This window comes from Candidatus Pseudothioglobus sp. Uisw_016 (assembly GCF_048087635.1).
Taxonomy (GTDB): Bacteria; Pseudomonadota; Gammaproteobacteria; order PS1; family Pseudothioglobaceae; genus Pseudothioglobus.
The window spans coordinates 530,736-555,585 of sequence record NZ_CP159806.1; the positions used below are offsets into that span (position 1 = coordinate 530,736).

Here is a 24,850-nt window from a genome sequence, read left to right on the forward strand (position 1 = left end):
TTACTTTTCAAAAGCATTATCAATCTTGTTAAACCTTATGTGTCAAGTATAATGGCGTTTTTATATAGAAAAAATTAACGCTTTAATGTCTGACTATAAAAACACCTTAAATTTACCTGCAACTGATTTTCCGATGAAAGCTAATTTAGCAAATCGTGAAGGCGGCTTCCTAAAAACATGGCAGGATCAAGATTTATACCAACAAATTCGTCACAAGTTTAAAGGTAAGCCATTATTTGTGCTTCATGATGGGCCTCCCTATGCGAATGGAGATATCCATATTGGCCATGCAGTTAATAAAGTGCTCAAAGATGTTATTGTCAAAAGCAAAACCTTGTCAGGTTTTGATGCTCCGTACGTTCCAGGTTGGGATTGTCATGGACTCCCGATTGAACATATGGTGGAAAAAAAGAAGGGAAAGGTTGGCCATAAAATCAATGCTGATGAGTTTCGAGCTGCATGTAGGGTCTACGCAGACCAACAGATTGAAAAACAAAAAGTTGATTTTAAGCGTTTAGGGATTCTTGGAGACTGGGACAACCCATATCTAACTAAGAACTTTAAGTATGAAGCTGACATTGTCCGCTCCCTTGGGAAAATTGTTAAAAATGGACACATTGCTAAGGGTTTTAAGCCAGTACATTGGTGCACAGAATGCTCTTCAGCGCTTGCAGAGGCCGAGGTTGAGTATAAAGACAAAGGTTCTGATACAGTAGATGTGGCTTTTAAGATTGTTGGTGATTTTTTTGATCTGAATAAGCCTGTTTCTATTGTTATTTGGACAACTACGCCTTGGACTTTACCTGCAAATGAAGCGGTTGCTCTTAATCCTGAGTTAAACTATGTTTTAGTTGATGTAGGAGAGCAATACTTTATTCTTGCTGAAGATTTGCTTAAGTCTGCTCTTGAAAGATTTGACCTACAGTCAAAGAATAAGATAAATAAAGTTTATAAAGGCTCTGACCTTGAAGGCATAATGCTTCAACACCCGTTCTATGATAAGCAGGTGCCAATTATCTTAGGTGATCATGTAACAACAGAAGCTGGAACTGGTGCAGTTCATACGGCTCCTGCGCATGGCCAAGATGATTACATAGTCGGCCTTAAATATAACTTACCAGTAGAGTGTCCTGTTGATGGAAGGGGCGTTTTCATAGAGACAACTAATGGTGTTGCTGGAGAGTTTATCTTTAAAGCTAACAGCACTATTATTAACCTACTTCAAAATAAAGGCACTTTAGTCAAACACGAGCCCATTACTCACTCTTATCCTCATTGCTGGAGACATAAGACTCCTGTAATATTTCGTGCGACACCTCAGTGGTTTGTCTCAATGACTCAAAAGAAATTAAGAGATAAAGTCAATGAAGAGATTCTAAATGTTAAATGGTTCCCTGATTGGGGTCAGAAACGCATTGAATTAATGGTTGGAAATAGACCTGACTGGTGTATTTCACGCCAAAGGTATTGGGGAACTCCAATTACTTTATTTGTTAATAAAAATTCTGGAGAGTTGCATCCTGAGACAGAATCACTATTTGAAATTGTCGCTAAAAAAATTGAACTTGAGGGTATAGAGGCCTGGTTTAAACTTAAAGTTGAAGATATTTTAGGTGATGAAGCGCCTGATTACGAAAAAACTACCGATACATTGGACGTTTGGTTTGACTCTGGCGTAAGTCATTATGCAGTATTGAAGGCAAGTGATCATTTAAGTGATGTTGCTGATATGTATCTAGAGGGCTCTGATCAGCATCGAGGATGGTTTCAATCATCTCTATTAACTTCATGCGCAATTAATGGCAGAGCGCCATATAAGCAAGTTCTTACTCATGGCTTTACTGTGGATCAAAATGGTCATAAAATGAGTAAATCGGTTGGTAATGTAGTTCCCCCCCAAAAAGTTGTTAACTCGCTTGGTGCAGATATTTTAAGACTCTGGATTGGAAGTACTGATTACTCTGGTGAAATGACAGTGTCTGATGAGATTCTTAATAGAAGTGTTGATAGTTATCGAAGGATTCGAAATACAATGCGCTTTATGTTGGCAAACATGGAAGGCTTTGATCCAAGTAAAGATCTTGTAGAGATAGATCATATGCTCGTTTTAGATAAGTGGATTGTCTCTAAGACTGCTAAATTACAAAAAAATGTTATTAGTGAATATGATGAGTACAATTTTCACTTTGCAATGAAGGCAATATTAAATTTTTGTACAAATGATCTAGGTGGTTTTTATTTAGATATTATTAAAGATAGACAATATACTACTCAATCTGATTCTTTAGCGAGACGCTCTGCTCAGAGTGCACTATTTCATATTTCCCATGCCATGGTTCGTTGGTTGGCTCCTATCTTGACGTTTACCGCCGAAGAGATATGGCAATTTTTACCAGGCGCTTCAAACGAAAGTATTTTTTTACAGACCTGGTATGAAGGGCTGGAAGCTAAATTCAATAATCATTCAATTGATGTTTCTAGAGACATCAATGCCCATCTAAGAAAAGAACTTGAAGAGATGAGGCGCGGTAAAACTATTGGTTCATCACTAGATGCTGAGGTCGATATTTACTGTGAAGATGAAAATTTTCATGCTCTGTTAGAACTAAAAGATGAATTAAGGTTTTTGTTTATTACTTCAGATGCAAAAGTTCATCAGCTGAAGGATAAGCCAGTAAATGCTATTAATATTGATAACTCACTGGCAATCTTAGTTAGAAAAAGTGAGTATGAAAAATGCGTTCGATGTTGGCATCATAGGCCTGAAATAGGTCAAAATAAATTGCATAAAGAGCTATGTAGTCGCTGCATAGAAAATGTTACAGGTGACGGAGAAACTAGGATATTTGCTTAATGACGAATGATCAAACAATTCTAAATGTAGAGCTTGGCGATAAGTCATATCCAATCTATATTGGATATGACTTATTGTCTCAAAAATCTTTTTTTGAAGACCATATAAGCGGTCAGCAAGTTATGGTTGTTTCTAACACAACAGTTGCCCCATTGTATTTAGATAGAGTGACTAAGTTACTAGATAACTTTACTGTGAAGGTCGTTATATTGCCTGATGGCGAGCAATATAAAACGCTTGAAACTACAAACCTTATATTTGATGCACTTCTTCAAGAAAAGTTTGATCGGAGTGCCACTTTGATTGCTCTTGGCGGTGGTGTGGTTGGTGATATAACCGGTTTTGCTGCAGCGTCATACCAGCGTGGTATTAATTTTATCCAGGTTCCAACGACTCTTCTGTCTCAAGTAGATTCTAGTGTAGGCGGTAAAACCGGTGTTAATCATGAGTTAGGTAAAAATATGATTGGTGCATTCTATCAGCCGCAAGCAGTTATCATTGATGTTGACACCCTAAGTACATTGAATGATCGTGAATACTCAGCAGGAATGGCTGAGGTTATAAAATATGGATTACTGGGTAATATTGATTTTTTATCCCATCTTGAAGCCAATGTTGATCTAATTATGAAGCGTGATAATAGTTTGATTATTGATTTAATTTATCGCTCGTGTAAAGATAAGTCGATCATCGTTTCTCAGGATGAATTTGAGCATGGGAAGAGGGCTCTATTAAATTTTGGGCATACTTTTGGGCATGCTATAGAGAATACTTTTGGGTATGGGGTCTACTTGCATGGGGAGGCTGTTTCTATTGGTATGTGTATGGCTTCAATGCTATCGCAGCTCGAAGGGAAATTGTCCCAAACTGACTTTGAGCGAATTCAGAATATTCTTAGTAAGGCTAATTTACCAATTAGCATAAGCAAAGGAGTTAAGAGTGAAAGCTTAATTCAGGCAATGTCATTCGATAAAAAGGCAGTTGATGGTAGTTTACGTCTCGTACTTTTAAATAGTTTAGGAAGCTCTTTTGTTACTGGATCATATTCAAAAGAAAACTTTCAAAAAGTTATATCAAATTATTGTTAATAAATATTAATTAAACATGTCATTAGATAAAAAACAAGTTAAAGAGATTGCCTATTTAGCGAGACTAAGTATTGAAGATGCAGAGTTAGAACAAAGTACGTCAGAATTAAATAATATACTTAGCTTGATGGATGATCTTAATGAAATAGATACTGGCGAAGCTGAGCCTATGGCACATCCTTTGCATATGTCTCAGCGCTTAAGAGATGATGAAGTGACTGAAGAGAACTTGGCTGAAGAATTTCAAGCAATTGCTCCCCAAACAGGCAAGAATCACTTTCTTGTTCCAACGGTAATTGAATGATGATGCATAACCTATCTGTTGCGGGTCTAATCAAGGGACTTAAAAATAAAGATTTTTCATCTGTAGAGTTGACCCAACATTATCTAAATCGAATTAATAAATCTAAGCTCAATGCATTTATCTCAGTGACTGACGATCTTGCGCTTGCACAGGCAAATGAAGCGGACTTGAAAATAGCTAAAGGTAATAATACTTTTTTGACCGGAATTCCATACGCGCACAAAGATATTTTTTGCACCAAGGGCGTAAAAACCTCTGCAGGCTCTAAGATGCTAGACTCATTTATTTCTCCATACGACGCAACACTGAGTCATAAATTTAATTCAGAAAATATGGTAATGCTTGGAAAGACAAATATGGATGAGTTTGCTATGGGCTCATCAAATGAAAATTCTTATTATGGACCAGTAAAAAACCCTTGGAACTTAAAGAAAATTCCAGGAGGTTCTTCTGGAGGCTCTGCTGCTGCTGTTGCATCACGTATTGCTCCATTTGCAACTGGAACTGATACTGGAGGCAGTATTCGCCAGCCTGCAAGCTTGTGTGGTATTACTGGGCTAAAGCCAACGTATGGAAGAATTTCTAGATATGGGATGATTGCTTATGCCTCAAGTCTTGATCAAGCTGGCCCAATGACTCGGACTGCCGAAGATGCAGCAATCGTTTTAAATGCTATGGCTGGCTTTGATAGTAAAGATTCTACCAGTGCCACTAAAGAAACCCCTGATTACACTAATCAATTAACAAACTCTTTAGATGGATTAAAGATTGGACTTCCTAAAGAATTTTTTTCCAGCGGTTTAGACGAGGGAGTTGAAAAAGTTGTTATGGATGCAATTAAAGAATATGAGTCGATGGGTGCTAAGATTCAAGAGGTCTCACTTCCTAATTCAATGCATGCAATTCCAACTTACTATATTGTGGCGCCTTGCGAATGTTCTTCTAATCTATCTAGATTTGATGGAGTAAGGTATGGGTATCGATGTAAAGATCCTAAAGATTTAGATGATTTATATTTAAGGTCTCGCTCAGAAGGATTTGGCAAGGAAGTTAAAAGACGAATTATGATTGGGGCTTATGCACTCTCTGCTGGTTATTATGATGCATATTATCTAAAAGCTCAAAAAGTTCGACAACTAATTAGTGAGGACTTTAAAAAAGCTTTTCAAAGTGTTGATGTCATAATGGGACCAGTTTCCCCGACACCTGCTTTTGATTTAGGTTCTGTTAAGGATCCTGTCTCGATGTATTTAGCGGACATTTATACTCTTTCAGTAAACTTAGCAGGACTCCCTGGAATGAGTATTCCTGCAGGCTTCTCAAAAGAACTGCCAGTAGGTCTTCAGTTGATAGGCAATCACTGGTCTGAAGAGCTTTTGCTTAATACTGCCCATCAGTTTCAATTGAAAACTGATTGGCATACTTCCTCACCAATTGAGTTATAGGGGAGAGTTTATTATGACCTGGGAAACTGTAATTGGACTGGAAATACATACGCAATTAAAAACAAAATCAAAAATCTTTTCTGGCGCTTCTACTGAGTTTGGTGCAAAAGCAAATACCCAGGCATGTGCTGTTGATCTTGGCTTTCCTGGTGTTTTGCCTGTTTTAAATAAAGAAGCAGTTCGAATGGCGCTTAGATTTGGCTTAGCAGTTAATGCAACTATTAATAAGCACTCTATTTTCGCGCGAAAAAATTATTTTTATCCTGACCTCCCAAAAGGCTACCAAATTTCACAGTTTGAAATTCCAATTGTTGGAAATGGAACAATTGATATCCCACTAGATAATGGTGAAATGAAAATGGTAGGAATTACCCGCGCTCATTTAGAAGAAGATGCAGGAAAATCAATCCATGATTTATATGATGATTACACAGCAATTGACCTGAATAGAGCAGGAACACCGTTATTGGAAATAGTATCTGATCCTGATATGAGTAGTGCTAAAGAAGCAGTTGCATATGCTAAAAAAATTCATGCGTTAGTTCAATATATTGATATTTGTGATGGAAATATGCAGGAAGGATCGTTTAGGTGTGATGCTAATGTTTCTGTTAAAAGAGTGGGTGAGGGCTTAGGCACAAGAGCTGAAATAAAAAACATTAACTCATTTAAGTTTTTAGAAAAAGCTATCAATCTCGAGGTTGAAAGGCAAATAGATATTTTAGAAGATGGAGGCTCTGTAGCTCAAGAAACTAGACTTTATGATTCAATTAAAAATGAGACAAGGTCTATGCGTTCAAAAGAGGAAGCTAATGATTACAGATATTTTCCCGACCCTGACTTGCTACCTGTTGTTGTTGATGATGAGCTTCTTAAAGAAATTAAAGATCGACTACCTGAACTTCCTACTGAAAAGAAGGCTAGGTTTATAGATAAGCTTGGGCTGAGTGAATATGATGCTGAGAACCTAACCTCGCAAAAGGCAATGGCTGATTACTATGAAATTATTATTGATAAGGGTGCTGATGTTAAGCTTTCAGCAAACTGGGTTATGGGCGAGCTTTCAGCCTCCCTTAATAAAAATCAAATTGATATTCAGGATTCACCAATATCAGCCTCTGAGCTTTTTAATCTAATTTCAAGAATTACTGATAATACTATTTCAGGAAAAATAGCTAAGGATGTCTTTAAGCTCATGTGGGATGAAAAAAGAAGTGTAGATGAGATAATTAAAGACCAAGATTTAGAGCAAATGACAGATATTGGCGCTTTAGAGTTAGTCATTGATCAAATCATTGCAAAAAATCTTAATCAAGTCGAGCAATTTAAAAATGGAAATACTAAGCTTTTAGGTTTTTTTGTTGGCCAAGTCATGAAAGCTACTCAGGGAAAAGCAAATCCAAAACAAGTTAATCAAATTTTAAATGATAGGCTCTCTTAAATACTTAAGTTTAGGTGATGATTACTTTGCTCAAGTTGAGACTAAAAAGCTTGAAAATAGTAAATTAGTTCATGTAAATCAAAGCCTTAAAAAAGATCTTAACTTAGACATGAGTGATGAAAATCTTTTAAGTATTTGCTCAGGTGAAAAAAAATTGGGTGATGTAAATCCTATTTCTACAGTTTATGCAGGCCATCAGTTTGGCTACTTTGTGCCACAGCTTGGGGATGGCCGCTCATGCCTTATTGGTGAAATTAGTAACTATGAGGTTTCTTTAAAAGGCGCTGGAACTTCCCCTTTTTCTCGAGGTGCTGATGGACGCGCTGTCCTTAGATCAAGTATTCGAGAGTATTTATGTTCTATAGCCATGGAGGCTTTAAATATCCCAACCACGAAGGCTCTAGCTCTTGTTACAAGTGATACCGGTGTTTACCGTGAGCACCTAGAAAATGCATCAATTGTGACTCGTGTTGCAGAAAGCCATATTCGTTTTGGTCACTTTGAATTCTTTGCAGCAAGAGGTCAAACAGAAAACGTAAAAAAATTAGCTGATTTTGTTATTACGCATTACTTGCCTCATGTCGATCAAGAAAATTATTTAGAATTATTCAAGGAGGTAGTTAGGTCAACTGCATTAATGATTGCGCGATGGCAGGGCCAAGGATTTGCACATGGCGTAATGAATACGGATAATATGTCAATCCTAGGCTTGACTATTGATTATGGCCCATTCAGCTTCATGGAGACTTATAACCCTGGTTTTATCTGTAATCATTCTGATACTCAGGGCCGCTATTCATTTGAAAAGCAGCCATCAGTCGCATTATGGAACTTGCACCGCTTGGCTGATGCTTTTAAGTCGCTTGTTGATGAAACTCAGTTGAAAGAAGCTATTGCAGAATATGAGCCATCTTTAGTTAAAGAGTACTCTTCATTAATGAAAAGAAAGTTTGGATTATTAGAGGCTAATGATGAAGATAACTCATTAATTAATGAGTTTTTAGAGTTGCTTTATACTAATAAAAAAGATTACCATCGCTCTATGAGGCAACTTTCAAGTAAGAGTGAGCATACATTGGGGAATAATTTTGATTCTTGGTTTGTTCGTTATAAGGCTAGGCTTGAGAAAGAGACTTCAAAGATGAATCAAAGGGTAACTATGATGCACAAGGTTAATCCTAAATATGTTTTAAGAAATTATTTAGCTGAAGTTGCAATTCGAAAAGCAGAAGATTTAAATGAATACGATGAAATTGAAACTCTTTTTCAATTACTCAAAAAACCATTTGACAGCCATGAAGGATATGAGTCTTATGATAGTGAGCCTCCTGAGTGGGCTCAAAACTTAGAGCTTAGTTGCTCATCCTAGTAATACCAAAGCGAACTGAAACCAGCTTAAAAGTAGTCCCACGACTGGAAGAACTAAGTAATTAAAGCCACCAATAAACATAAGCCCAAGTAATATAAATAATCCATATTGTTCAAGTTGATTATATTGATAGGCAAGACGATTTGGAAGAAGGGCACTGATTACTCTAGATCCATCAAGTGGAGGTATTGGTAGAAGATTAAAAACAGCTAAAACACAATTTACCATTATTCCAATGCGGCCCATTTCTATTAAAACAGGAATGTTCATATTAATTGCGAGAATCATAATAAACAGCCAACACACAGCCATAAATAAATTTGCTCCTGGGCCCGCTAAAGCAACCCAGATCATTCCAGATTTTCCAGAGCGCAAGGCATTAAAATTAATGGGAACTGGCTTAGCCCAGCCAAAGATAAATCCAGATGAAGATATTAATAAAAGCAACGGAATGGCAATTGTGCCTACTGGATCGATATGTTTTACTGGATTAAGGGTAACTCTCCCCATCATTCTTGCAGTATGATCACCTAATTTACTTGCTACCCAGCCATGAGCTGCCTCATGAAGGGTTATTGCAAAAAGAAGAGGAATAATATAAATTAATAAAGTTTGAAAATCAGGCATTAGGTAAAATTGCATTATTTATTGATATGAAAACCATTTTATATGAAAAGCAGTGATTTTTTAATCTCAACAGTCAAAGAAGCGCCTAATGATGCTCAAATCATATCTCATCAATTAATGATAAGAGCTGGTTTGATTTCTAAGTTAGCGTCGGGACTGTATTCGTATCTCCCAATGGGTTTAAGAATAATCCAAAAGGTAGAAAAAATAATACGTGAGGAGATGAATAAATCTAAAGCATTGGAAGTATTAATGCCAGTTGCACAGCCTGCAGAAATATGGAAAGAATCAAAAAGATGGGAAGAGTATGGCCCTGAGTTGCTTCGATTTAAAGATAGGCATGATAGAGATTTCTGCTTGGGTCCAACTCATGAAGAGGTTATTACTAAAATTGCTAAACAGTACCTTAGAAGCTATAAGCAACTTCCAATAAATTTGTATCAAATACAGACTAAGTTTAGAGATGAAATTCGTCCTCGTTTTGGGGTAATGCGCTCTAGAGAGTTTATTATGAAGGACGCTTATTCGTTTCATATTGATGAGCAATCACTAAATGAGACTTATCAATTAATGCACCAGACTTACTGTAATATTTTTGATAGAATTGGTTTTGACTATAGGCCTGTTTTAGCAGATTCAGGAACTATTGGAGGAGACAGCTCTCATGAATTTCATGTACTTGCAGAATCTGGAGAAGATGCGATTTGTTTTTCTGATGGCTCTGATTATGCTGCTAATATTGAGCGAGTAGAGACTCTGCCTCAAGGAGAGTCAAAATCAGCTGAGAAAGCTTTAGAACTTGTTGAGACACCAGGTGTTAAAACTATTGCTGATGTTTGTAATTTGCTAAAAGTTGAACCAATTAATTCTATTAAAACATTAATTGTTGAAGGAAATGATAATAATCTAGTTGCACTGGTTTTACGAGGTGACCATGAGTTAAATGAAGTTAAGGCTTCAAAGATTGATGGAGTTAAACAACCTCTTCAAATGGCAGAAGAAGGAGTGGTTAAGAAGCAATTAGGTTGTTCTTTCGGTTCAATTGGTGTTGTTAATCTTGAAATTCCAGTTATTGTTGACTTTGCGGCCGCAGCTTTGTCAGACTTTATTTGCGGCGCTAATGAAGATGATAAACACTTTGTCGGGGTCAACTGGGGGAGAGACACTAAAAAAATTATTGCAAGTGATTTACGTATTGTTGTCTCGGGTGATCCTTCTCCTGATGGAAAGGGTAATCTTGAAATTAAAAGAGGCATTGAAGTAGGACATATTTTTCAATTAGGTACTAAGTATTCAGATTCAATGAATGCCAATGTTATTGGAGAAGATGGTCGATCAGTTAATATGAATATGGGCTGTTATGGTATTGGTGTTACAAGAATTATTGCAGCAAGTATTGAACAGAACCATGATGATAGGGGGATTATTTTTCCAGAGGCTATTGCTCCATTCCAGCTTGTTATTGTTCCAATTAATTATAACAAGTCATCACGAGTTAAGGCTTTGGCAGATCAGCTTTATATGGACTGTATAGAGCAAAATATTGAAGTATTGCTTGATGATCGAAAAGAGCGTCCTGGAATAATGTTTGCAGATTCTGAACTTATTGGTATACCACATCGACTGGTCATTAGTGACACCCATGCTGATAATGGGAAAATTGAATATAAATCAAGAAAAATGCCCGATAAAGTTGAAGTGGATTTTAATGAAGTAGTAAGCTATATTCTTGATAAGCTTGATTGATGGCATTTTTTCAATATCTTCTTCCTCAGCATTTTTTATCAAGGCTGATGTTCCGATTTGCCAGAATAGAAAATTCTTGGGTTAAAAATAATTTTACTCGCTGGTTTATTAAACAATATCAAGTCAATCTTTCAGAAGCTGAAATCGAAAATATCGAGGATTTTATTTCCTTTAATGATTTTTTTACTCGTGCAATTAAGCCAAGTTTGAGACCAATATCAGAATCGGATATTATCTCCCCTGTTGATGGTGTTGTTTCTCAGTCTGGTAAAGTTTATAATTCCCAAATTGTCCAAGCTAAAGGCCGTAAATATAGCATTTCAGCATTAATTGATGATATGCCGTCTAAAGAAATACAAAATGGAAGTTTTGCAACAATATATTTATCGCCTAAAGATTATCATCGCATTCATATGCCATGTGATGGTGCTTTGATTTCGATGAAATATATACCTGGTGACCTTTTTTCAGTTAACCAGAATACCGTAGATAATATTGATGGGGTTTTTGCTCGAAATGAACGTTTAGTTTGTTTATTCGAAACTGATTTTGGCGTTATGGTTTTTGTATTAGTTGGCGCAATTTTTGTAGGATCGATGCAAACTTCATGGGAGGGTTTAATCACCCCGCCTTATTCTAAAGCAGTTAAAAACTATGATTATAAAGATCATCAGATTAAGCTATTAAAAGGCGATGAATTGGGCCGTTTTAACATGGGCTCTACAGTTATCATGTTGATGCCAGAGGGCTCCCCTGAGCTTAATCTTGAGGTTGGACAGGCCCTTAAAATGGGCCAATCAGTTACAGGTTAACTATACAGTTTCTAACTTATCCATAGCCTCAATTTGCGTCTCAAACTCCATTAAACGCTTATAGACACTTGCGAGCTCAATAATAGTAGGCCATGCTTTAAAAAGGTATTGGAGAGAGCCTTCTACTCTTCCAAACGCCCTAATTATTTGCTGCATTACTCCTAATGTCATAACTCCAGCTACTATAGCAGGGGCTAAAATAACATAGGCAACTAATACATTTGCTTGAAGATAGGCAAGCCTAACAATATTAAAGTATAAGTAGTACAAGTAGTTTTTATAATTAATCTTTCGAACGCCTTCAAAAAGTTCATCAATATCTTTTGGCCTAACGGTGCCATCATCCTCCGCAATAACAAGTATTTTTCGATAGGAAGCTTCTCTTTTTTGAAGGTCATATTCTATGCCTACAAGACCTAAGATCCATGAAGCTCCAATCATTAGAAGGGTTCCCCCTACAGCCCAAATAAGGGCGCCAGTTACTAGGCCATATTCCCAGTCACCAAACCACATAATTGGAATACCGACTGCTAATCCCATTAATAACGGAAAGTACTCTATCAAAACCATGATAGATTCAATTAAAGCTGTTCCAAGACTTTCCATGATTCTAGAAAATCTAACAGTGTCTTCTTGAACTCGCTGAGAGGCTCCTTCAATAGTTCGTGCTTTTTCGTAAACACTATGGTAGAACTCAACCATTGATGCTCTCCATCTAAATAAGAAGTGAGCAGTAAGGAATGAGGTTGCAAGGCCTAAAGCAATAGCTATTGCAGCAAGTTTTGCAAAGCTCCATAATCCACCAGTATATTCATCCATTGTAATTGCATTTGGAGCTCCAAGTGCTTTTTGAATCATGTCATAAAATTCACCAAACCATTCATTTATCATCACATCAATTTGAACTGTTATCCATAATGAGCTGAGAATAATTGCAGAGCCAAGATAGGCCCAAAGAAACCATTTTTTTTCAGTAAAAAATTTAAACATTATTTTTCCTTTTTGATTTGGAGATAGTTATTTGTTGGTAATGATAATACCTAATTAACTTTGGTGATTTTAACAAGTTTTACACCTTGCTTATTTACCTGAACAATTTCAATAATTAGTGAGTCCACTTTAAAAGAAACATTGTGTTGAGGGAAGCTTTGAAGTTGCTCGAGGATAAGACCATTAAGTGTTTTTGCATTGTCAAAAGGAAGGCTGACTTTAAGCTTTGCATTCAACTCGCGAATACTAATTCTAGGGTCTGCAAGGTAACTTCCATCAGATTGTATATTGATTTCATCTATACTTTCGCCTTGGGAAGAAGTGAACTGGCCAACTATTTCTTCCAAAATATCATCTAAAACAACCATACCTTGAACCTCTCCATATTCATCAACAACAATACCAAGTCTTCGTTTTTGAGTTTTAAAGTGTTCAAGTTGTTGAGACAGAGGGGTGCCTTCAGGAATAAAATAAGGCTCTCTTATTATCTCTTTAATTTTGGCCATATTGATTTCATCTCTGGCGTATATATTCACAATATCCCTCATGTGAATAGTTCCTATAATATTATTTTCAGAGCCATCAAAAATTAGTAAGCGAGTATGTTGGATTCTTTTCAATTGTTCAAATAATTCTTCTTCATCATTAATATCTGCACTTACGAGTTCGTGATGAGGAATCATAATGTCATCAACTTTAACTTTTTCAAGATCAATAATATTAAGAAGCATATTTTGGTAGTTTTTGGATAATACTGATTTTGAATCAACAACAGCCATTCTAAGTTCTTCAGAGTTGAGAATATCTTTACTAATGTTCTTCAGTCCAAGAGAATTTAGAATAGATTTTGATATCAAAGATATTAGATATATTAGTGGCTTAAAAATTTTAATTAGAAGATCAAGAAGCCAGGAGGCAGGCAAAGCAATTTTTTCAGGGTTTTTTGCTGCAAATGTTTTTGGGGTATTTTCAGCAAAAATTAAAATAACTAATGTTAAAGCTAAAGAGGCAATAATTACTGATCCCTCGCCCCAAATCTTCAGAGCAATAAGGGTTGCTATACTTGCAGCAAGTATATTAACAAAGTTGTTTCCTAGAAGGATTCCACCAATTAAATAATCAATATTTTTTAGAAGCCTTTCTACTCTTTGTGCCCGAAGATTGTTTTTTGAGCTCAAGGTTTTTAGGCGATAGCGATTCAATGCCATCATCGAAGTTTCAGAGGCGGAAAAGAAAGCCGAAGCTAGAATTAGTACAAACAGTAAAACACTAAGCCAAAAAGTGGAAAGTGATTCCAATTAGTCACCCAAAATAATCAATCAAAGTTTATTTTAACCTTAAATTAGTCAAAAGTCTCTGAACAACTTGTTTTAGATATTTATGACTGGTTTTTAAACGCAGCTAGACCAGGATATTTAGCATCATCACCAAGCTCTTCTTCAATTCGAAGGAGTCGGTTATATTTAGCTAATCTGTCAGATCTAGACAAAGACCCTGTTTTAATTTGACCACAATTTGTTGCAACTGAAAGGTCTGCAATGGTGGTGTCTTCTGTTTCGCCGCTTCTATGAGACATAACACATGTATAGCCAGCATCTAGAGCCATCTTCATTGCATCAAAGGTTTCAGTTAGAGTGCCAATCTGGTTAACTTTTATTAGAATAGAGTTTGCTATATTATTTTTAATACCTTTCGCAAGGATCTTACTATTTGTTACAAATAAATCATCACCAACAAGTTGAACAGAATTGGATAATTTTTGAGTAAGCATCTCCCAGCCCTCCCAATCATTCTCGTCCATACCATCTTCGATCGAAATAATTGGGTACTTCTCAACCCATGATGCAAGGTATTCTGTAAATTCAGAGTTAGTAAGTTTTAAGCCTTCTGAGGCCAAATTATAAGTTCCATTCTTATAGAATTCTGAGCTTGCTGCGTCTATCCCAATAAATATATCTTTTCCAGGGGTATAGCCGGCATTATTAATCGCTTCAATAATAACTTCTAGCGCTTCTTCATTTGATTTTAGATCTGGAGCAAATCCACCTTCATCACCAACTGCAGTATTTAATGCTTTTTGTTCAAGTACTGCTTTTAAATGATGAAATACTTCAGTGCCATATCGTAATGCTTCTTTAAAACTAGGAGCACCTGCAGGAATTATCATAAACTCTTGAATATCAACACTATTATTGGCATGCTCACCACCATTAATAATATTCATCATAGGAACAGGCATTTGAAAAGTTTCTGAAAAGTCAAATGAACGAAATAATGATTGGTTTTTATTTTGCGCATTTGCATGAGCGCAGGCTAAAGAAACAGCTAATATTGAGTTTGCACCTAATCTAGATTTTGTATCAGTGCCATCCATATCAATCATTTTATGATCAATAGCTTTTTGATTTGATACGTCCATACCCTTAAGTGACTCGCTAATCTCAGTATTAATAAAATTAACAGCTTTTAAAACACCTTTGCCCTGATAGCGGCTTTTATCACCATCTCTAAGCTCTAAAGCCTCTCTTTGTCCCGTAGATGCTCCTGATGGAACAATAGCCCTTCCAAGAATACCATTAGTTAAAATAACATCAGCTTCAACCGTAGGGTTGCCTCTTGAATCCAGTACTTCACGTGCAATAATTTTTTTAATCATCTTTAAAAAAGGTTTTTAAGTTGGAGAAAAAGTAATTTTATACTTGAGTAATTAATACTATGTTACAAATTGTTTCAAGTTTACTCAAAGAATGACTTCATTTTTCCAAAAAATGAACTTGACTCAGGGTGATGCTTTGCTTCACAAGAGTCTGAAAAATCTTTTAATAATTTTTTCTGTTTAGAGTTTAGATTAATGGGAGTTTCAATTTTCACCTGGCATAGCAAATCACCAGATCCATTATGCCTCATTGCAGGCATGCCCTTGCCGCGCAGTCTAAATAATTTAGAGGATTGCGTTCCTGCAGGGACTTTAATTTTCAGTTTGCCCTGAAGTGTTGGAACCTCTATTGAACCACCAAGGGCGGATGTTGCAAAATCAATAGGGACTTCACAATATAAATCATTGCCATCACGCTCAAAAATTGAATGTTCTTTAATATGAATTTGAACATAAAGATCTCCATGAGGTCCACCACGTAATCCAGCTTCACCTTCACCGCTCAATCGAATTCTATTTCCAGTATCTACGCCCGCAGGAATCTTAACTGAAAGGGTTTTTTGGCTTCTTACAACGCCCTGTCCACGACATGTACCGCACGGAGATTCAATTTTTTCACCTGAGCCATTGCATTGATTACAAGGTCTTTGGACAGCGAAAAAACCTTGTTGCATAGTTGTTTGCCCTGTTCCGCGACAATTTACACAAGTTTTTACTGAAGTGCCAGGTTTGGCACCACTTCCAGAGCAAGGCTCACAGGTATCATTTTTGGGAACTCGAATTTTTACAGTATCACTTTCTGCGGCTTGCTTTAAATCTATTTCTAGGTCATAGCGAAGGTCAGAGCCTCTGTTATCTGGCTTTGCGTTGCCTCCACCAAAAATATCACCAAAAATATCACCAAAGCCACCACCAGATCCACCAAATGGATTTCCACCACCAAAACCATTGCCGCCTTGCTCAACTCCTGCATGACCAAATTGGTCGTAAGCTGATCTTTTTTGAGGGTCTGAAACTACATCATATGCTTTACGGACTTCTTTAAATTTTTTCTCGGAACCAGCTTTATCATCAGCATTTCTATCAGGATGATATTTCATTGCAAGACGCTTGTAGGCTTTTTTAATTTTGGCCTCGTCTGCACCTTTATCAACGCCTAAAATTTCGTAATAATCTCTTTCTGCCATGTGTCCCTTATATTATTAAACCTCCCATGCACAGGACAAGGGAGGTTTTATTTTTATTGCGCTTATTATATTACTTACTTTTCTTCATTAACCTCTTCAAAGTCAGCATCTACAACATCATCATTTCCTTCAGATTTATCAGCTTCACCACCTTCTGCTGTAGCTTTTTCTTGAGCTTTTTGAGCTAAAACTTGCGCTTTTTCACTTAAATTTTGAACTTGAGTATCAATTGCTTCTTTATCATCACCCTTGATACTTTCTTCAAGCTCACTAAGCGCTGTTTCGATTGCACTTTTTTCATCGTCAGAAATTTCATCTTTTAGCTCTTCTAGAGATTGCTTTGTAGAATGCACTAAAGAGTCAGCCATATTCCTTGATGTTACAAGTTCATGGAATTTTTGATCTTCTTCAGCATGTGCTTCAGCATCCTTAATCATTTTCTCAACCTCTTCATCAGAAAGACCACTTGAAGATTTGATTGTTATAGACTGTTCTTTTCCAGTATTTTTATCTTTGGCAGATACATTCAAGATACCATCAGAATCCAAATCAAGAGAAACTTCAATCTGAGGCTGGCCTTTAGGTGCATTTGGAATGCCTTCAAGGTTAAACTGACCAAGTGATTTATTTGCGCTCGCCACCTCTCTTTCACCTTGAAGAACATGAACTGTTACTGCCGATTGGTTATCTGCAGCAGTTGAAAAGACTTGAGATTGGTTAGTTGGAATTGTTGTATTCTTCTCAATCAACTTAGTCATTACGCCGCCCATAGTTTCAATGCCTAGCGATAGAGGAGTTACGTCAAGCAGTAAGACATCTTTAACATCTCCACCTAAAACACCAGCTTGAATGGCTGCGCCCATAGCAACAGCTTCATCAGGATTTAAATCTTTCTTAGGCTCTTTTCCAAAAAAATCTTTTACCATTGCTTGAACTTTAGGCATTCTAGTTTGCCCACCAACAAGGATAACTTCATCCACGTCACCACTTGATAGTCCAGCATCTTTAAGTGCTATTTTGCAGGGATCAATTGACCGCTTTAATAAATCAGCAACTAGAGATTCTAGCTTTGACCTTGTCATTTTGATATTAAGATGTTTTGGACCAGAGGCGTCCGCAGTTATGTATGGCAAGCTTACTTCGGTTTGCTCTGATGAAGATAGTTCAATCTTTGCTTTCTCTGCAGCTTCTTTAAGTCTTTGAAGAGCCATCGCATCTTTGGAAAGATCTAAACCCTGCTCTTTTTTAAATTCTTCTACTAAATAGTTAATGATTCTATGATCAAAATCTTCACCACCTAAAAATGTATCTCCATTGGTTGAAAGAACTTCAAAGTGTTTTTCACCATCAATATCCTCCATCTCAATGATAGAAACATCAAATGTACCACCACCTAAATCATAAACTGCAACTTTTTTGTCACCCGTAGATTTATCAACGCCATATGCTAATGCAGCAGCAGTAGGCTCATTAATAATTCTTTTAACAGTTAGTCCTGCAATTTTTCCAGCATCTTTTGTTGCCTGACGCTGAGAGTCATTAAAGTAGGCTGGGACAGTAATTACTGCTTCGGTAACTTCTGATCCTAAATAATCTTCGGCTGTTTGTTTCATTTTTTGAATTACACGAGCAGATATTTCTGGAGCTGCCATTTTTTTACCCTTAACCTCAACCCAGGCGTCCCCATTTTTAGCTTTTATGATTTTATAAGGAACAAGATCAATATCTTTTTGAACGGCTTCTTCATCAAAGCGACGCCCAATTAACCTTTTGATAGCATATAGCGTGTTTTCTGGATTTGTAACAGCTTGTCTTTTAGCAGGCTGACCTACTAAGATTTCATCTGAATCTTTTGGGTAAGCAATAATAGAAGGTGTTGTGCGATTACCTTCTGAGTTTTCAATGATCTTAGCAACACCACCATCCATCACAGAGACACATGAGTTTGTTGTTCCTAAATCAATTCCAATTATTTTTGACATTCCATATACTCCTTGTATTTTTATATAAACCCTATTTAGGGATTTAAAATATTATTTCAAGGTATTAATGAAATTATTTTTGAAGCGTGTCAAGGAGTATTGTTTTAACTTGGGGTGGAACAAATGGACTGATATCACCACCAAGAGATAGAATTTCACGCACTAAAGAAGATGAAATATTAGCAAACTCTTCAGAGGGGGTCATAAACAAAGTTTCAATTTCAGAGTTAAGGCGTTTATTCATTCCGCTAAGTTGAAACTCATATTCAAAATCTGATACAGCTCTAAGGCCTCTAATTATTATTTGAGCATTGTGATCTCTTGCAAAGTCAACTAGAAGGGAATTAAAGCTCAAGACTCTAGTGTTGCTTAGAGATTTTATTGAGCTTTCAACTGCCCCAACCCTCTGCTCAATTGATAAAAAGCTAGATTTGTTAGCATTTTGAGTAATTGCAATAATTACTTCATCAAAAATCTTTGATGCACGCTTTATTAGATCAACGTGCCCATTAGTAATCGGATCAAAAGAGCCAGGATATATTGCAATTTTTTTCATATTGCCACTAAGCTTATCAGACAATAGTGAACATTGCCTGATTTTTTCTGTTTTCTGATTTTACAATCATATTCAAGATGATTTTCTAAGAGTATAGGTGTTATTTCGAACTCAGACTCAATATAAATCTGGCTTTCATAATGTAAATAATTTTTTTGAGATAAGAGCTCAAGGGTCATTGGTATTAAATTTTGGTTGAATGGAGGGTCTAAAAAAACTAAATCGAAGGGCTTGATATTTTGTTTATCAAGAAAGATAACTGAATCAGTATTATTAAGTTGATATTGAGAGTTACTAAGGAGCTTAAAATTTAATTCAAGGTTTTTAAAAACCTTTCTATTTTTTTCAATCAAACAGACTTTTTTGGCTCCTCTAGATATTGCCTCCAGGCTAAGAGCACCACTTCCAGCATAAGGCTCAATAATTGTTTTATCAGCAATATCAAATTGGAGCCAATTAAAAAGGGTTTCCCTTGTTTTGCCAAGAGTAGGGCGAAGACCTTCAGCGTCAGGAAAGTTAAATTTCCTTCCTTTAAGATTTCCTGCAATTATTTTAAAAGTATTGTCTTTGATAAGGTAGAAGTAATTAGATGTTAAGCTAAGGTTTCAGATGTGATTTTAGTTTAACTATTTTTGATCTCCATCCACTGTTAATAGAGACCCCTTTATCACCTCTAATAAATTTAACAAGATTTTTTGAAGAGCAAATAAGTTCAGGGGCAATGTCATGTTTAATTGAAATTTTTTTAATATATTCTTGTGCTTGATTCTTCTTTATCTTCTCATCAGCAGATAATGGTTTTTGAGTTACAAGAGGGGCATGAAAGTTTGTTTCAATCTGGTTAGTGTTTAGAAATTTTTTAAAAAGCTCTTTAGAGCCTGAAGATAGCTTATTTTTACCAGTAGCGTAATCTATTAGGCGCTCATTAGACATGATCCATTTACGGGGTTTGTTTTTTTTCATTGCAGTTTCTTCTCGCCACATCAGGAGACTTATTGCCTGTTTTTGTGAATCAGAGTCAATTTTTAAAATCCCACTAGTTTTTTTAATAATTTGCTTGAAATTAGGCTCATAAAGATTTTTATCCAATAAAAAGCCTGTCTCCTCCCATAGCCATTGCAGTTTTTCACTTTTAATTAACTCAGCTTTAAGTGAAGTGTAATGAGGAAGCAGGTACTTAACATCATCAAGAGCGTACTGTAATACATCCTCAGGTAGAGGCCTGGTTTTCCAGTCGAAACGCGTATATTTTTTTTCTAGATAAACATTTTGCAGCGTTTCTGTTAATACTTGGTATGACACCTGAAGTGGGTAATTTAACAGTGAAGCCGCAATTTGAGTATCAAAAATTTTGTGAGGCATCCTTTGAGATAGATGATAAAGAGCCTCGATATCTTGTCTGGCGGAATGAATAACACAAATGGTTTTACTATCATATAGTTTTTCAAAAAGAGGCTCTAGATTCTTTATTGCAAGAACATCTATGCATTCTAAGCTACTTCCAGCTGCAATTTGAATTAAGCAAAGTTCAGGGAAATATGAATCAATTCTTCTAAACTCAGTGTCAATTGCAAGAAGAGTATCATTTTGAATGCTTTGCAGGTATTTGTTAAGTTGTGGCTCGCTTGAAATCAAAGGAATTGTCTCATATGGATTGTTGTATTTTATCAACAACTCATGCTAGTAATAATTCATTTATGAGATAATCAAAACACTTTAATATTTTATCAACAAAATTTATGTTGCTAAATCAAGCTTTTTCTATAAAAGAAGCTCCTCGTGCCTTGTTTTGGATAGGCGCCTTTTTGATTTCATTTTCTGGAATGTTTTATCTCGGTTTAAATCCTGAGTTAATTGAGAAGTGGTATTTAGTTTTGGTTGGATTTAATGTCTTAATGAGCTTAATTGCGATATATTACATTGTACTTTCCATGAGAAAGTTAAAACTAAATACTGAGCAAGGAGTAATTGGATCAAGATTTACCTGGTCTTTTATAAAAATTGTTCCAGTTTTAGTTTTACTTCCAGTGCTATCTTTTTATTTATTTTCTTTTGGATCAATAAGAGATAACCTTCAAATTGCTGAAATTCAATTTGATGAATTTAACTTAAAGGTTGGTGGTGAGGTTGATGAACTCTATAGAAATACTAATAATTTTGCTACTAAGTATTATGAGGATAAAACACGCAATATAGGAAAGCTTGTCAATTATTTTGATGCGCCTAGGAAACCTGTTGCGCAAATGCAGTCAGTACTAGACCTTTTAGTTGCTGACTTTTGGGCTTGTGAGTTAAAGCTATATGATTCTCAAATGAATCTTGCTGCAACAAGTAAAAGAGACAATTCAACCTGCTTATTGGATGGTTATACAGCTTCAACTGATGAGTTTACTTTAATTGCACACTATTCTTCAGATATCAATATTGAGAGTCTCGTTGCAAGGATGACTCGCTTTCGTGCTGCTGCAAAAGATGCTGAGTTGTCACTTAATTCCTCTATTATTAAAACTCGTTTTCTGATCGACTTTACCTCAACAATTCTATTATCGGTCTTAAGTGCTTTACTTATTGTTTTTCGAATGATTGATCAGTTAATGAGGCCAATGCATAACTTATCAGTTGCAACTAGAGAAATTTCTTCTGGAAACTATGATGTAGAAATTGAGCGGGATCCTAAAAATAAGGATATGCATGACTTAATAGGGCATTTCAACGAAATGAGTAACAGAATTAAGCAATCTAGAGAGGGTCTTGATACGCATAATCTATATTTAGAAACTATTCTAAAGTACTCTTTTGGCGTTATTGCGCTTAATGAAGATAAAAAGATACAAATTATTAATCCAGTTATTGGCAAAATACTTCAAGTTAAAGATGAGATGCAATTTATTGGCCAGTCGTATGATGATATTGTTAAAAACTATGCCAAGCTTAAGCCGCTTTTTTCATTTATCCAAGAGAAAATTGAGCAAAATTCAATGGAGTGGAATAAAGAAATTGAGTTAACACTTGATGATAGAAGTAGTCTTATCTACTGTCAGGGCGCAATCTTGGAGGTGGAAAATAAAACGCTTGGCTACGTAATTATAATTAATGATATTTCCAAACTAAATAGAGCGCAAAAGAAAGCTGCATGGGGAGAAGTTGCTGTTCGTATGGCACATGAAATCAAGAATCCTCTTACTCCTATATTGTTATCTGCCCAAAGGCTTAGAAATTTATTTTTAGAAAAGCTAGATAAGAAAGACTCTGCAATTATAAATAAAACAACTCAAACCATTATGGACCAGGTTGTATCAATGGATTCTATGGTTAATGCTTTTGCAAATTATGCAAATACACCTGAAATTCAAAAGACCTCGTCATCTTTAAATTCTCTAATAAATAAATCGGCCTCACTATATGATAATCATGATGGCATTAGGGTTGATCTAGATTTGAGTGGAGATTTACCTAAACTTCAGCTTGATAAAGATGCTATTTCTAGAGTATTAATTAATTTAATTAAAAATGCAATCGAAGCAAAAAAAGAAAAAGGTAAGCTGAATATAGAAATTAAATCAAGAATTAGAAAAAAGGAAGGAATCGTTCGATTAACAGTTATTGATAATGGTAATGGTTTTTCTAAAGATATTATTGATAAAGTTTTTGAGCCTTATATTACAACAAAGAAAAAAAGTGGAGGCCTTGGGCTTGCTATTGTACAAAATATTATTGAGCAGCATGATGGCCAGATATTTGCAAGCAATGTTAAACCTCATGGCGCTAGAATAACAATTGAGTTCAGTATAATTGATGCTCTTAGGGAGATGAGATGAAACAAGAATCTACATTTGGTAAAATATTAATCATCGATGATGAGAGAGACAACACTGAAATTATTAGAGATATTCTTGAAGATGTAAGTTATTCAACCATGCTAGCTAGAAGCGCTATTGAAGCAAAAGCAATAGTAGCCGCTAACACTTTTGATTTAATACTAATGGATGTTTGGATGCCTGGTCAAGATGGTATTTCACTTTTATCAGAATGGTACTCTGATGGAATGACTACCCCTGTAGTAATGATGTCAGGCCATGCAGAGCCAAGTGATATCGTTAGAGCTATGAAGCTTGGCGCTGTAGATTTTTTAAAAAAACCTCTCCATGATTTTTTACCAATTTTGAGAAATATTATGACTCGTAAAGAGCCAGAACAATCAACTCAGCAGGTGAGTGGTATTGATTACTCACTTAAACTTAAAGAGGCTAGAAATATTTTTGAAAGTCAATATTTACTTCACCACCTTTCAGTTAATGATAATAATATTGCAGTTGTTGCAGAGATTGCGGGCCTAGAAAGAACAACCTTATATAGAAAACTTAAAGATTTAGGGATTGACAAGAAATGAAAATATTAATTCTAGGTGCTGGTCAAGTTGGATCAACTCTTGCAAAGTACCTTTGTTCAGATGACGATAACGATATTACAATTGTTGATCAAAAAGAAGAAATGTTGACCTCATTACAGAGGCATTTAGATATAAAAACTGTCATTGGCTATGGAGCATATCCCAGCGTTTTAGAAAAAGCTGGTATTAAATCAATGGATGTGGTTATTGCTGTAATGCGCTCTGATGAGCGAAATATGGTTGCCTGCAGAATGGCGCATACCTTATATAATGTAAAGAAAAAGATTGCTCGAATAAGGACCACTGAATATTTGCTCAGGCCTGAAATATTTTCTAATGATGCGTTACCAATTGACTTTTTAATTACTCCTGAAAACTTAATTACTGAATATATTCAGGGCATAGTTGAGCAGCCTGGAGCCTCTCAAGTGTTTGACTTTGAAAATGGGCTAGTGCAACTAGTTGAAACGCGCGCTTTCATTGGTACTCCAATTGTTAATAGGCCTGTTAAAGAGCTCCATGAGCATATGCCTGATGTCAAAATACGCATAGTAAGCCTTTATCGAAATGAAAAAGCTATCCCTGCTAAAAGTGATACGATCATAAGAGAGGGAGACCAAGTCTACTTCCTAGCTAAAAAAGATCATATTTCTAGAGCTTTAAAAGAATTTAGACGTGCTGAAAATACTTATCAAAAAATCTTCATTGCTGGAGGAGGAAGTATTGGTATTAATGTGGCTAGACTTCTTGAGGAGACTCACAATATAAGAATTATTGAGCTAAGTGAAGATAGAGCTAAGTATTTAAGTGAGAAGCTTAATAATACTTTAGTGCTTCAAGGTAACGCTTCTGATGAAGATCTGCTAAAGGAAGAAGGCATTGAAAATACAGATCTATTTTTAGCTTTAACGGACTCAGATGAAGTAAATGTTATTGTATCAATTTTAGCTAAGCGTTTAGGTGCTCATAAAACTATTGCACTAGTCAAGCGTGATGTTTATGCAGCTCTCGCTGAGCAAAGTGGAGATGTAGATATTATTGTTTCTCCTGACCAAATTACAGTAAGTGGAATCTTATCTCATCTTAGAAAGGGCGATTGTATGAAGGTTCATTCCTTACAGCATGGAAAAGCTGAGGCTATAGAGATAGTGGTTCATGGCAATGAAAAAACATCTGAGGTAGTTGGTGTTCAAATTAAAGATTTGCCTTTACCTGAAGATGTAGTTGTTGGAGCTATTGTAAGAAATGATGAATTATTAATGGGTTCAAAAAAACTAGTTATAGAAGAGGGAGACCACGTGTTAATGGTATTAATGGATGTTGGTAAAATTCATGAAGTTGAGGCTTTATTCCTTGAGAATGATTAGTAGTTGCTTCCAATCAAATACTAAAAAGGTATGGTT

Annotated in this window: 20 protein-coding genes; 11 read left to right on the top strand and 9 right to left on the bottom strand. The window is 35.8% G+C overall.

What is annotated here, in order from left to right; translation table 11 throughout:
• The first annotated feature begins 85 nt into the window (after positions 1-85).
• From ileS to ABXT69_RS02700, 6 genes are read left to right on the top strand one after another with little or no spacing between them, the layout of a single operon-like run.
• A complete protein-coding gene (gene ileS / locus ABXT69_RS02675; RefSeq protein WP_416678971.1) occupies positions 86-2,854 on the top strand; it encodes an isoleucine--tRNA ligase in 2,769 nt (922 codons plus the stop codon).
• A complete protein-coding gene (aroB, locus tag ABXT69_RS02680) occupies positions 2,854-3,942 on the top strand; it encodes a 3-dehydroquinate synthase (protein ID WP_416678972.1) in 1,089 nt (362 codons plus the stop codon). The genes ileS and aroB overlap by 1 nt, the downstream gene beginning before the upstream one ends.
• Before the next feature lie 16 nt (positions 3,943-3,958).
• The gene (gene gatC / locus ABXT69_RS02685) at positions 3,959-4,246 is read left to right on the top strand and encodes an Asp-tRNA(Asn)/Glu-tRNA(Gln) amidotransferase subunit GatC (protein ID WP_416678974.1); all 288 of its coding nucleotides are present in this window, start codon (positions 3,959-3,961) and stop codon (positions 4,244-4,246) included.
• A 2-nt stretch (positions 4,247-4,248) separates the two neighbouring features.
• The gene (gene gatA, locus ABXT69_RS02690) at positions 4,249-5,691 is read left to right on the top strand and encodes an Asp-tRNA(Asn)/Glu-tRNA(Gln) amidotransferase subunit GatA (protein ID WP_416679519.1); all 1,443 of its coding nucleotides are present in this window, start codon (positions 4,249-4,251) and stop codon (positions 5,689-5,691) included.
• 13 nt (positions 5,692-5,704) lie between these two features.
• Positions 5,705-7,132 carry an Asp-tRNA(Asn)/Glu-tRNA(Gln) amidotransferase subunit GatB gene (gatB, locus tag ABXT69_RS02695; protein ID WP_416678975.1) on the top strand — a complete coding sequence of 476 codons (1,428 nt, stop codon included), beginning with the start codon at positions 5,705-5,707 and terminating at the stop codon, positions 7,130-7,132.
• Positions 7,116-8,501, top strand: coding sequence for a protein adenylyltransferase SelO (locus ABXT69_RS02700; RefSeq protein WP_416678977.1), 1,386 nt, complete (start codon positions 7,116-7,118; stop codon positions 8,499-8,501). Before gatB ends, ABXT69_RS02700 begins: the two co-directional genes overlap by 17 nt.
• Here the strand turns inward: ABXT69_RS02700 and ABXT69_RS02705 are convergent.
• A complete protein-coding gene (locus ABXT69_RS02705) occupies positions 8,493-9,128 on the bottom strand; it encodes a site-2 protease family protein (protein WP_416679522.1) in 636 nt (211 codons plus the stop codon). The genes ABXT69_RS02700 and ABXT69_RS02705 overlap by 9 nt on opposite strands.
• 42 nt (positions 9,129-9,170) lie before the next feature.
• Here ABXT69_RS02705 and ABXT69_RS02710 point away from each other — a divergent pair, with 42 nt between their 5' ends.
• The gene (locus ABXT69_RS02710; protein ID WP_416678978.1) at positions 9,171-10,874 is read left to right on the top strand and encodes a proline--tRNA ligase; all 1,704 of its coding nucleotides are present in this window, start codon (positions 9,171-9,173) and stop codon (positions 10,872-10,874) included.
• A 47-nt stretch (positions 10,875-10,921) separates the two neighbouring features.
• Complete coding sequence (gene asd / locus ABXT69_RS02715) at positions 10,922-11,686, top strand: archaetidylserine decarboxylase (protein ID WP_416679524.1); 765 nt, start codon at positions 10,922-10,924, stop codon at positions 11,684-11,686.
• On the opposite strand, the gene ABXT69_RS02720 is transcribed toward asd, so the two are convergent.
• The 8 genes from ABXT69_RS02720 to ABXT69_RS02755 form a co-directional block, all read right to left on the bottom strand.
• Complete coding sequence (locus ABXT69_RS02720; protein WP_416678980.1) at positions 11,687-12,676, bottom strand: putative transporter; 990 nt, start codon at positions 12,674-12,676, stop codon at positions 11,687-11,689. It lies immediately after the preceding gene.
• Between the two features lie 50 nt (positions 12,677-12,726).
• Positions 12,727-13,974 (bottom strand): HlyC/CorC family transporter, encoded by a 1,248-nt coding sequence (locus tag ABXT69_RS02725; protein ID WP_416678982.1) that lies wholly within the window; start codon positions 13,972-13,974, stop codon positions 12,727-12,729.
• A gap of 80 nt (positions 13,975-14,054) precedes the next feature.
• On the bottom strand, positions 14,055-15,332 hold the full coding sequence (gene eno / locus ABXT69_RS02730; protein ID WP_416678985.1) for a phosphopyruvate hydratase: 1,278 nt from the start codon (positions 15,330-15,332) through the stop codon (positions 14,055-14,057).
• An 80-nt stretch (positions 15,333-15,412) separates the two neighbouring features.
• Positions 15,413-16,519 carry a molecular chaperone DnaJ gene (gene dnaJ, locus ABXT69_RS02735; RefSeq protein WP_416678987.1) on the bottom strand — a complete coding sequence of 369 codons (1,107 nt, stop codon included), beginning with the start codon at positions 16,517-16,519 and terminating at the stop codon, positions 15,413-15,415.
• Between the two features lie 74 nt (positions 16,520-16,593).
• Positions 16,594-18,501 carry a molecular chaperone DnaK gene (gene dnaK, locus ABXT69_RS02740; protein WP_416678989.1) on the bottom strand — a complete coding sequence of 636 codons (1,908 nt, stop codon included), beginning with the start codon at positions 18,499-18,501 and terminating at the stop codon, positions 16,594-16,596.
• Positions 18,502-18,574: 73 nt separating this feature from the next.
• Positions 18,575-19,057, bottom strand: coding sequence for a pantetheine-phosphate adenylyltransferase (coaD, locus tag ABXT69_RS02745; protein ID WP_416678991.1), 483 nt, complete (start codon positions 19,055-19,057; stop codon positions 18,575-18,577).
• On the bottom strand, positions 19,054-19,629 hold the full coding sequence (gene rsmD / locus ABXT69_RS02750; protein WP_416679526.1) for a 16S rRNA (guanine(966)-N(2))-methyltransferase RsmD: 576 nt from the start codon (positions 19,627-19,629) through the stop codon (positions 19,054-19,056). Before rsmD ends, coaD begins: the two co-directional genes overlap by 4 nt.
• A gap of 25 nt (positions 19,630-19,654) precedes the next feature.
• Positions 19,655-20,728: a ribonuclease D gene (locus ABXT69_RS02755; protein WP_416678994.1), complete on the bottom strand. Its 1,074-nt coding sequence runs from the start codon at positions 20,726-20,728 to the stop codon at positions 19,655-19,657.
• Positions 20,729-20,796: 68 nt separating this feature from the next.
• Here ABXT69_RS02755 and ABXT69_RS02760 point away from each other — a divergent pair, with 68 nt between their 5' ends.
• Genes ABXT69_RS02760 through trkA form a run of 3 tightly spaced genes read left to right on the top strand, consistent with a single transcriptional unit; the run spans position 20,797 to position 24,814 of the window.
• Positions 20,797-22,875, top strand: coding sequence for a sensor histidine kinase (locus ABXT69_RS02760; RefSeq protein ID WP_416678997.1), 2,079 nt, complete (start codon positions 20,797-20,799; stop codon positions 22,873-22,875).
• Positions 22,872-23,447, top strand: a complete 576-nt coding sequence (locus ABXT69_RS02765; protein WP_416678999.1) for a response regulator — start codon at positions 22,872-22,874, stop codon at positions 23,445-23,447. The genes ABXT69_RS02760 and ABXT69_RS02765 overlap by 4 nt, the downstream gene beginning before the upstream one ends.
• Positions 23,444-24,814, top strand: coding sequence for a Trk system potassium transporter TrkA (gene trkA, locus ABXT69_RS02770; protein ID WP_416679000.1), 1,371 nt, complete (start codon positions 23,444-23,446; stop codon positions 24,812-24,814). The genes ABXT69_RS02765 and trkA overlap by 4 nt, the downstream gene beginning before the upstream one ends.
• Positions 24,815-24,850 lie beyond the last annotated feature (36 nt).

Excerpts from the sequence above, each read along its gene's own strand:
- ileS (WP_416678971.1), top strand. The coding sequence starts at position 86 with ATGTCTGACTATAAAAACACCTTAAATTTACCTGCAACTGATTTTCCG.
- aroB (WP_416678972.1), top strand. The coding sequence starts at position 2,854 with ATGACGAATGATCAAACAATTCTAAATGTAGAGCTTGGCGATAAGTCA.
- gatC (WP_416678974.1), top strand. The coding sequence starts at position 3,959 with ATGTCATTAGATAAAAAACAAGTTAAAGAGATTGCCTATTTAGCGAGA.
- gatA (WP_416679519.1), top strand. The coding sequence starts at position 4,249 with ATGCATAACCTATCTGTTGCGGGTCTAATCAAGGGACTTAAAAATAAA.
- gatB (WP_416678975.1), top strand. The coding sequence starts at position 5,705 with ATGACCTGGGAAACTGTAATTGGACTGGAAATACATACGCAATTAAAA.
- ABXT69_RS02700 (WP_416678977.1), top strand. The coding sequence starts at position 7,116 with ATGATAGGCTCTCTTAAATACTTAAGTTTAGGTGATGATTACTTTGCT.
- ABXT69_RS02705 (WP_416679522.1), bottom strand. The coding sequence starts at position 9,128 with ATGCCTGATTTTCAAACTTTATTAATTTATATTATTCCTCTTCTTTTT.
- ABXT69_RS02710 (WP_416678978.1), top strand. The coding sequence starts at position 9,171 with ATGAAAAGCAGTGATTTTTTAATCTCAACAGTCAAAGAAGCGCCTAAT.
- asd (WP_416679524.1), top strand. The coding sequence starts at position 10,922 with ATGTTCCGATTTGCCAGAATAGAAAATTCTTGGGTTAAAAATAATTTT.
- ABXT69_RS02720 (WP_416678980.1), bottom strand. The coding sequence starts at position 12,676 with ATGTTTAAATTTTTTACTGAAAAAAAATGGTTTCTTTGGGCCTATCTT.
- eno (WP_416678985.1), bottom strand. The coding sequence starts at position 15,332 with ATGATTAAAAAAATTATTGCACGTGAAGTACTGGATTCAAGAGGCAAC.
- dnaJ (WP_416678987.1), bottom strand. The coding sequence starts at position 16,519 with ATGGCAGAAAGAGATTATTACGAAATTTTAGGCGTTGATAAAGGTGCA.
- dnaK (WP_416678989.1), bottom strand. The coding sequence starts at position 18,501 with ATGTCAAAAATAATTGGAATTGATTTAGGAACAACAAACTCATGTGTC.
- coaD (WP_416678991.1), bottom strand. The coding sequence starts at position 19,057 with ATGAAAAAAATTGCAATATATCCTGGCTCTTTTGATCCGATTACTAAT.
- ABXT69_RS02760 (WP_416678997.1), top strand. The coding sequence starts at position 20,797 with ATGTTGCTAAATCAAGCTTTTTCTATAAAAGAAGCTCCTCGTGCCTTG.
- ABXT69_RS02765 (WP_416678999.1), top strand. The coding sequence starts at position 22,872 with ATGAAACAAGAATCTACATTTGGTAAAATATTAATCATCGATGATGAG.
- trkA (WP_416679000.1), top strand. The coding sequence starts at position 23,444 with ATGAAAATATTAATTCTAGGTGCTGGTCAAGTTGGATCAACTCTTGCA.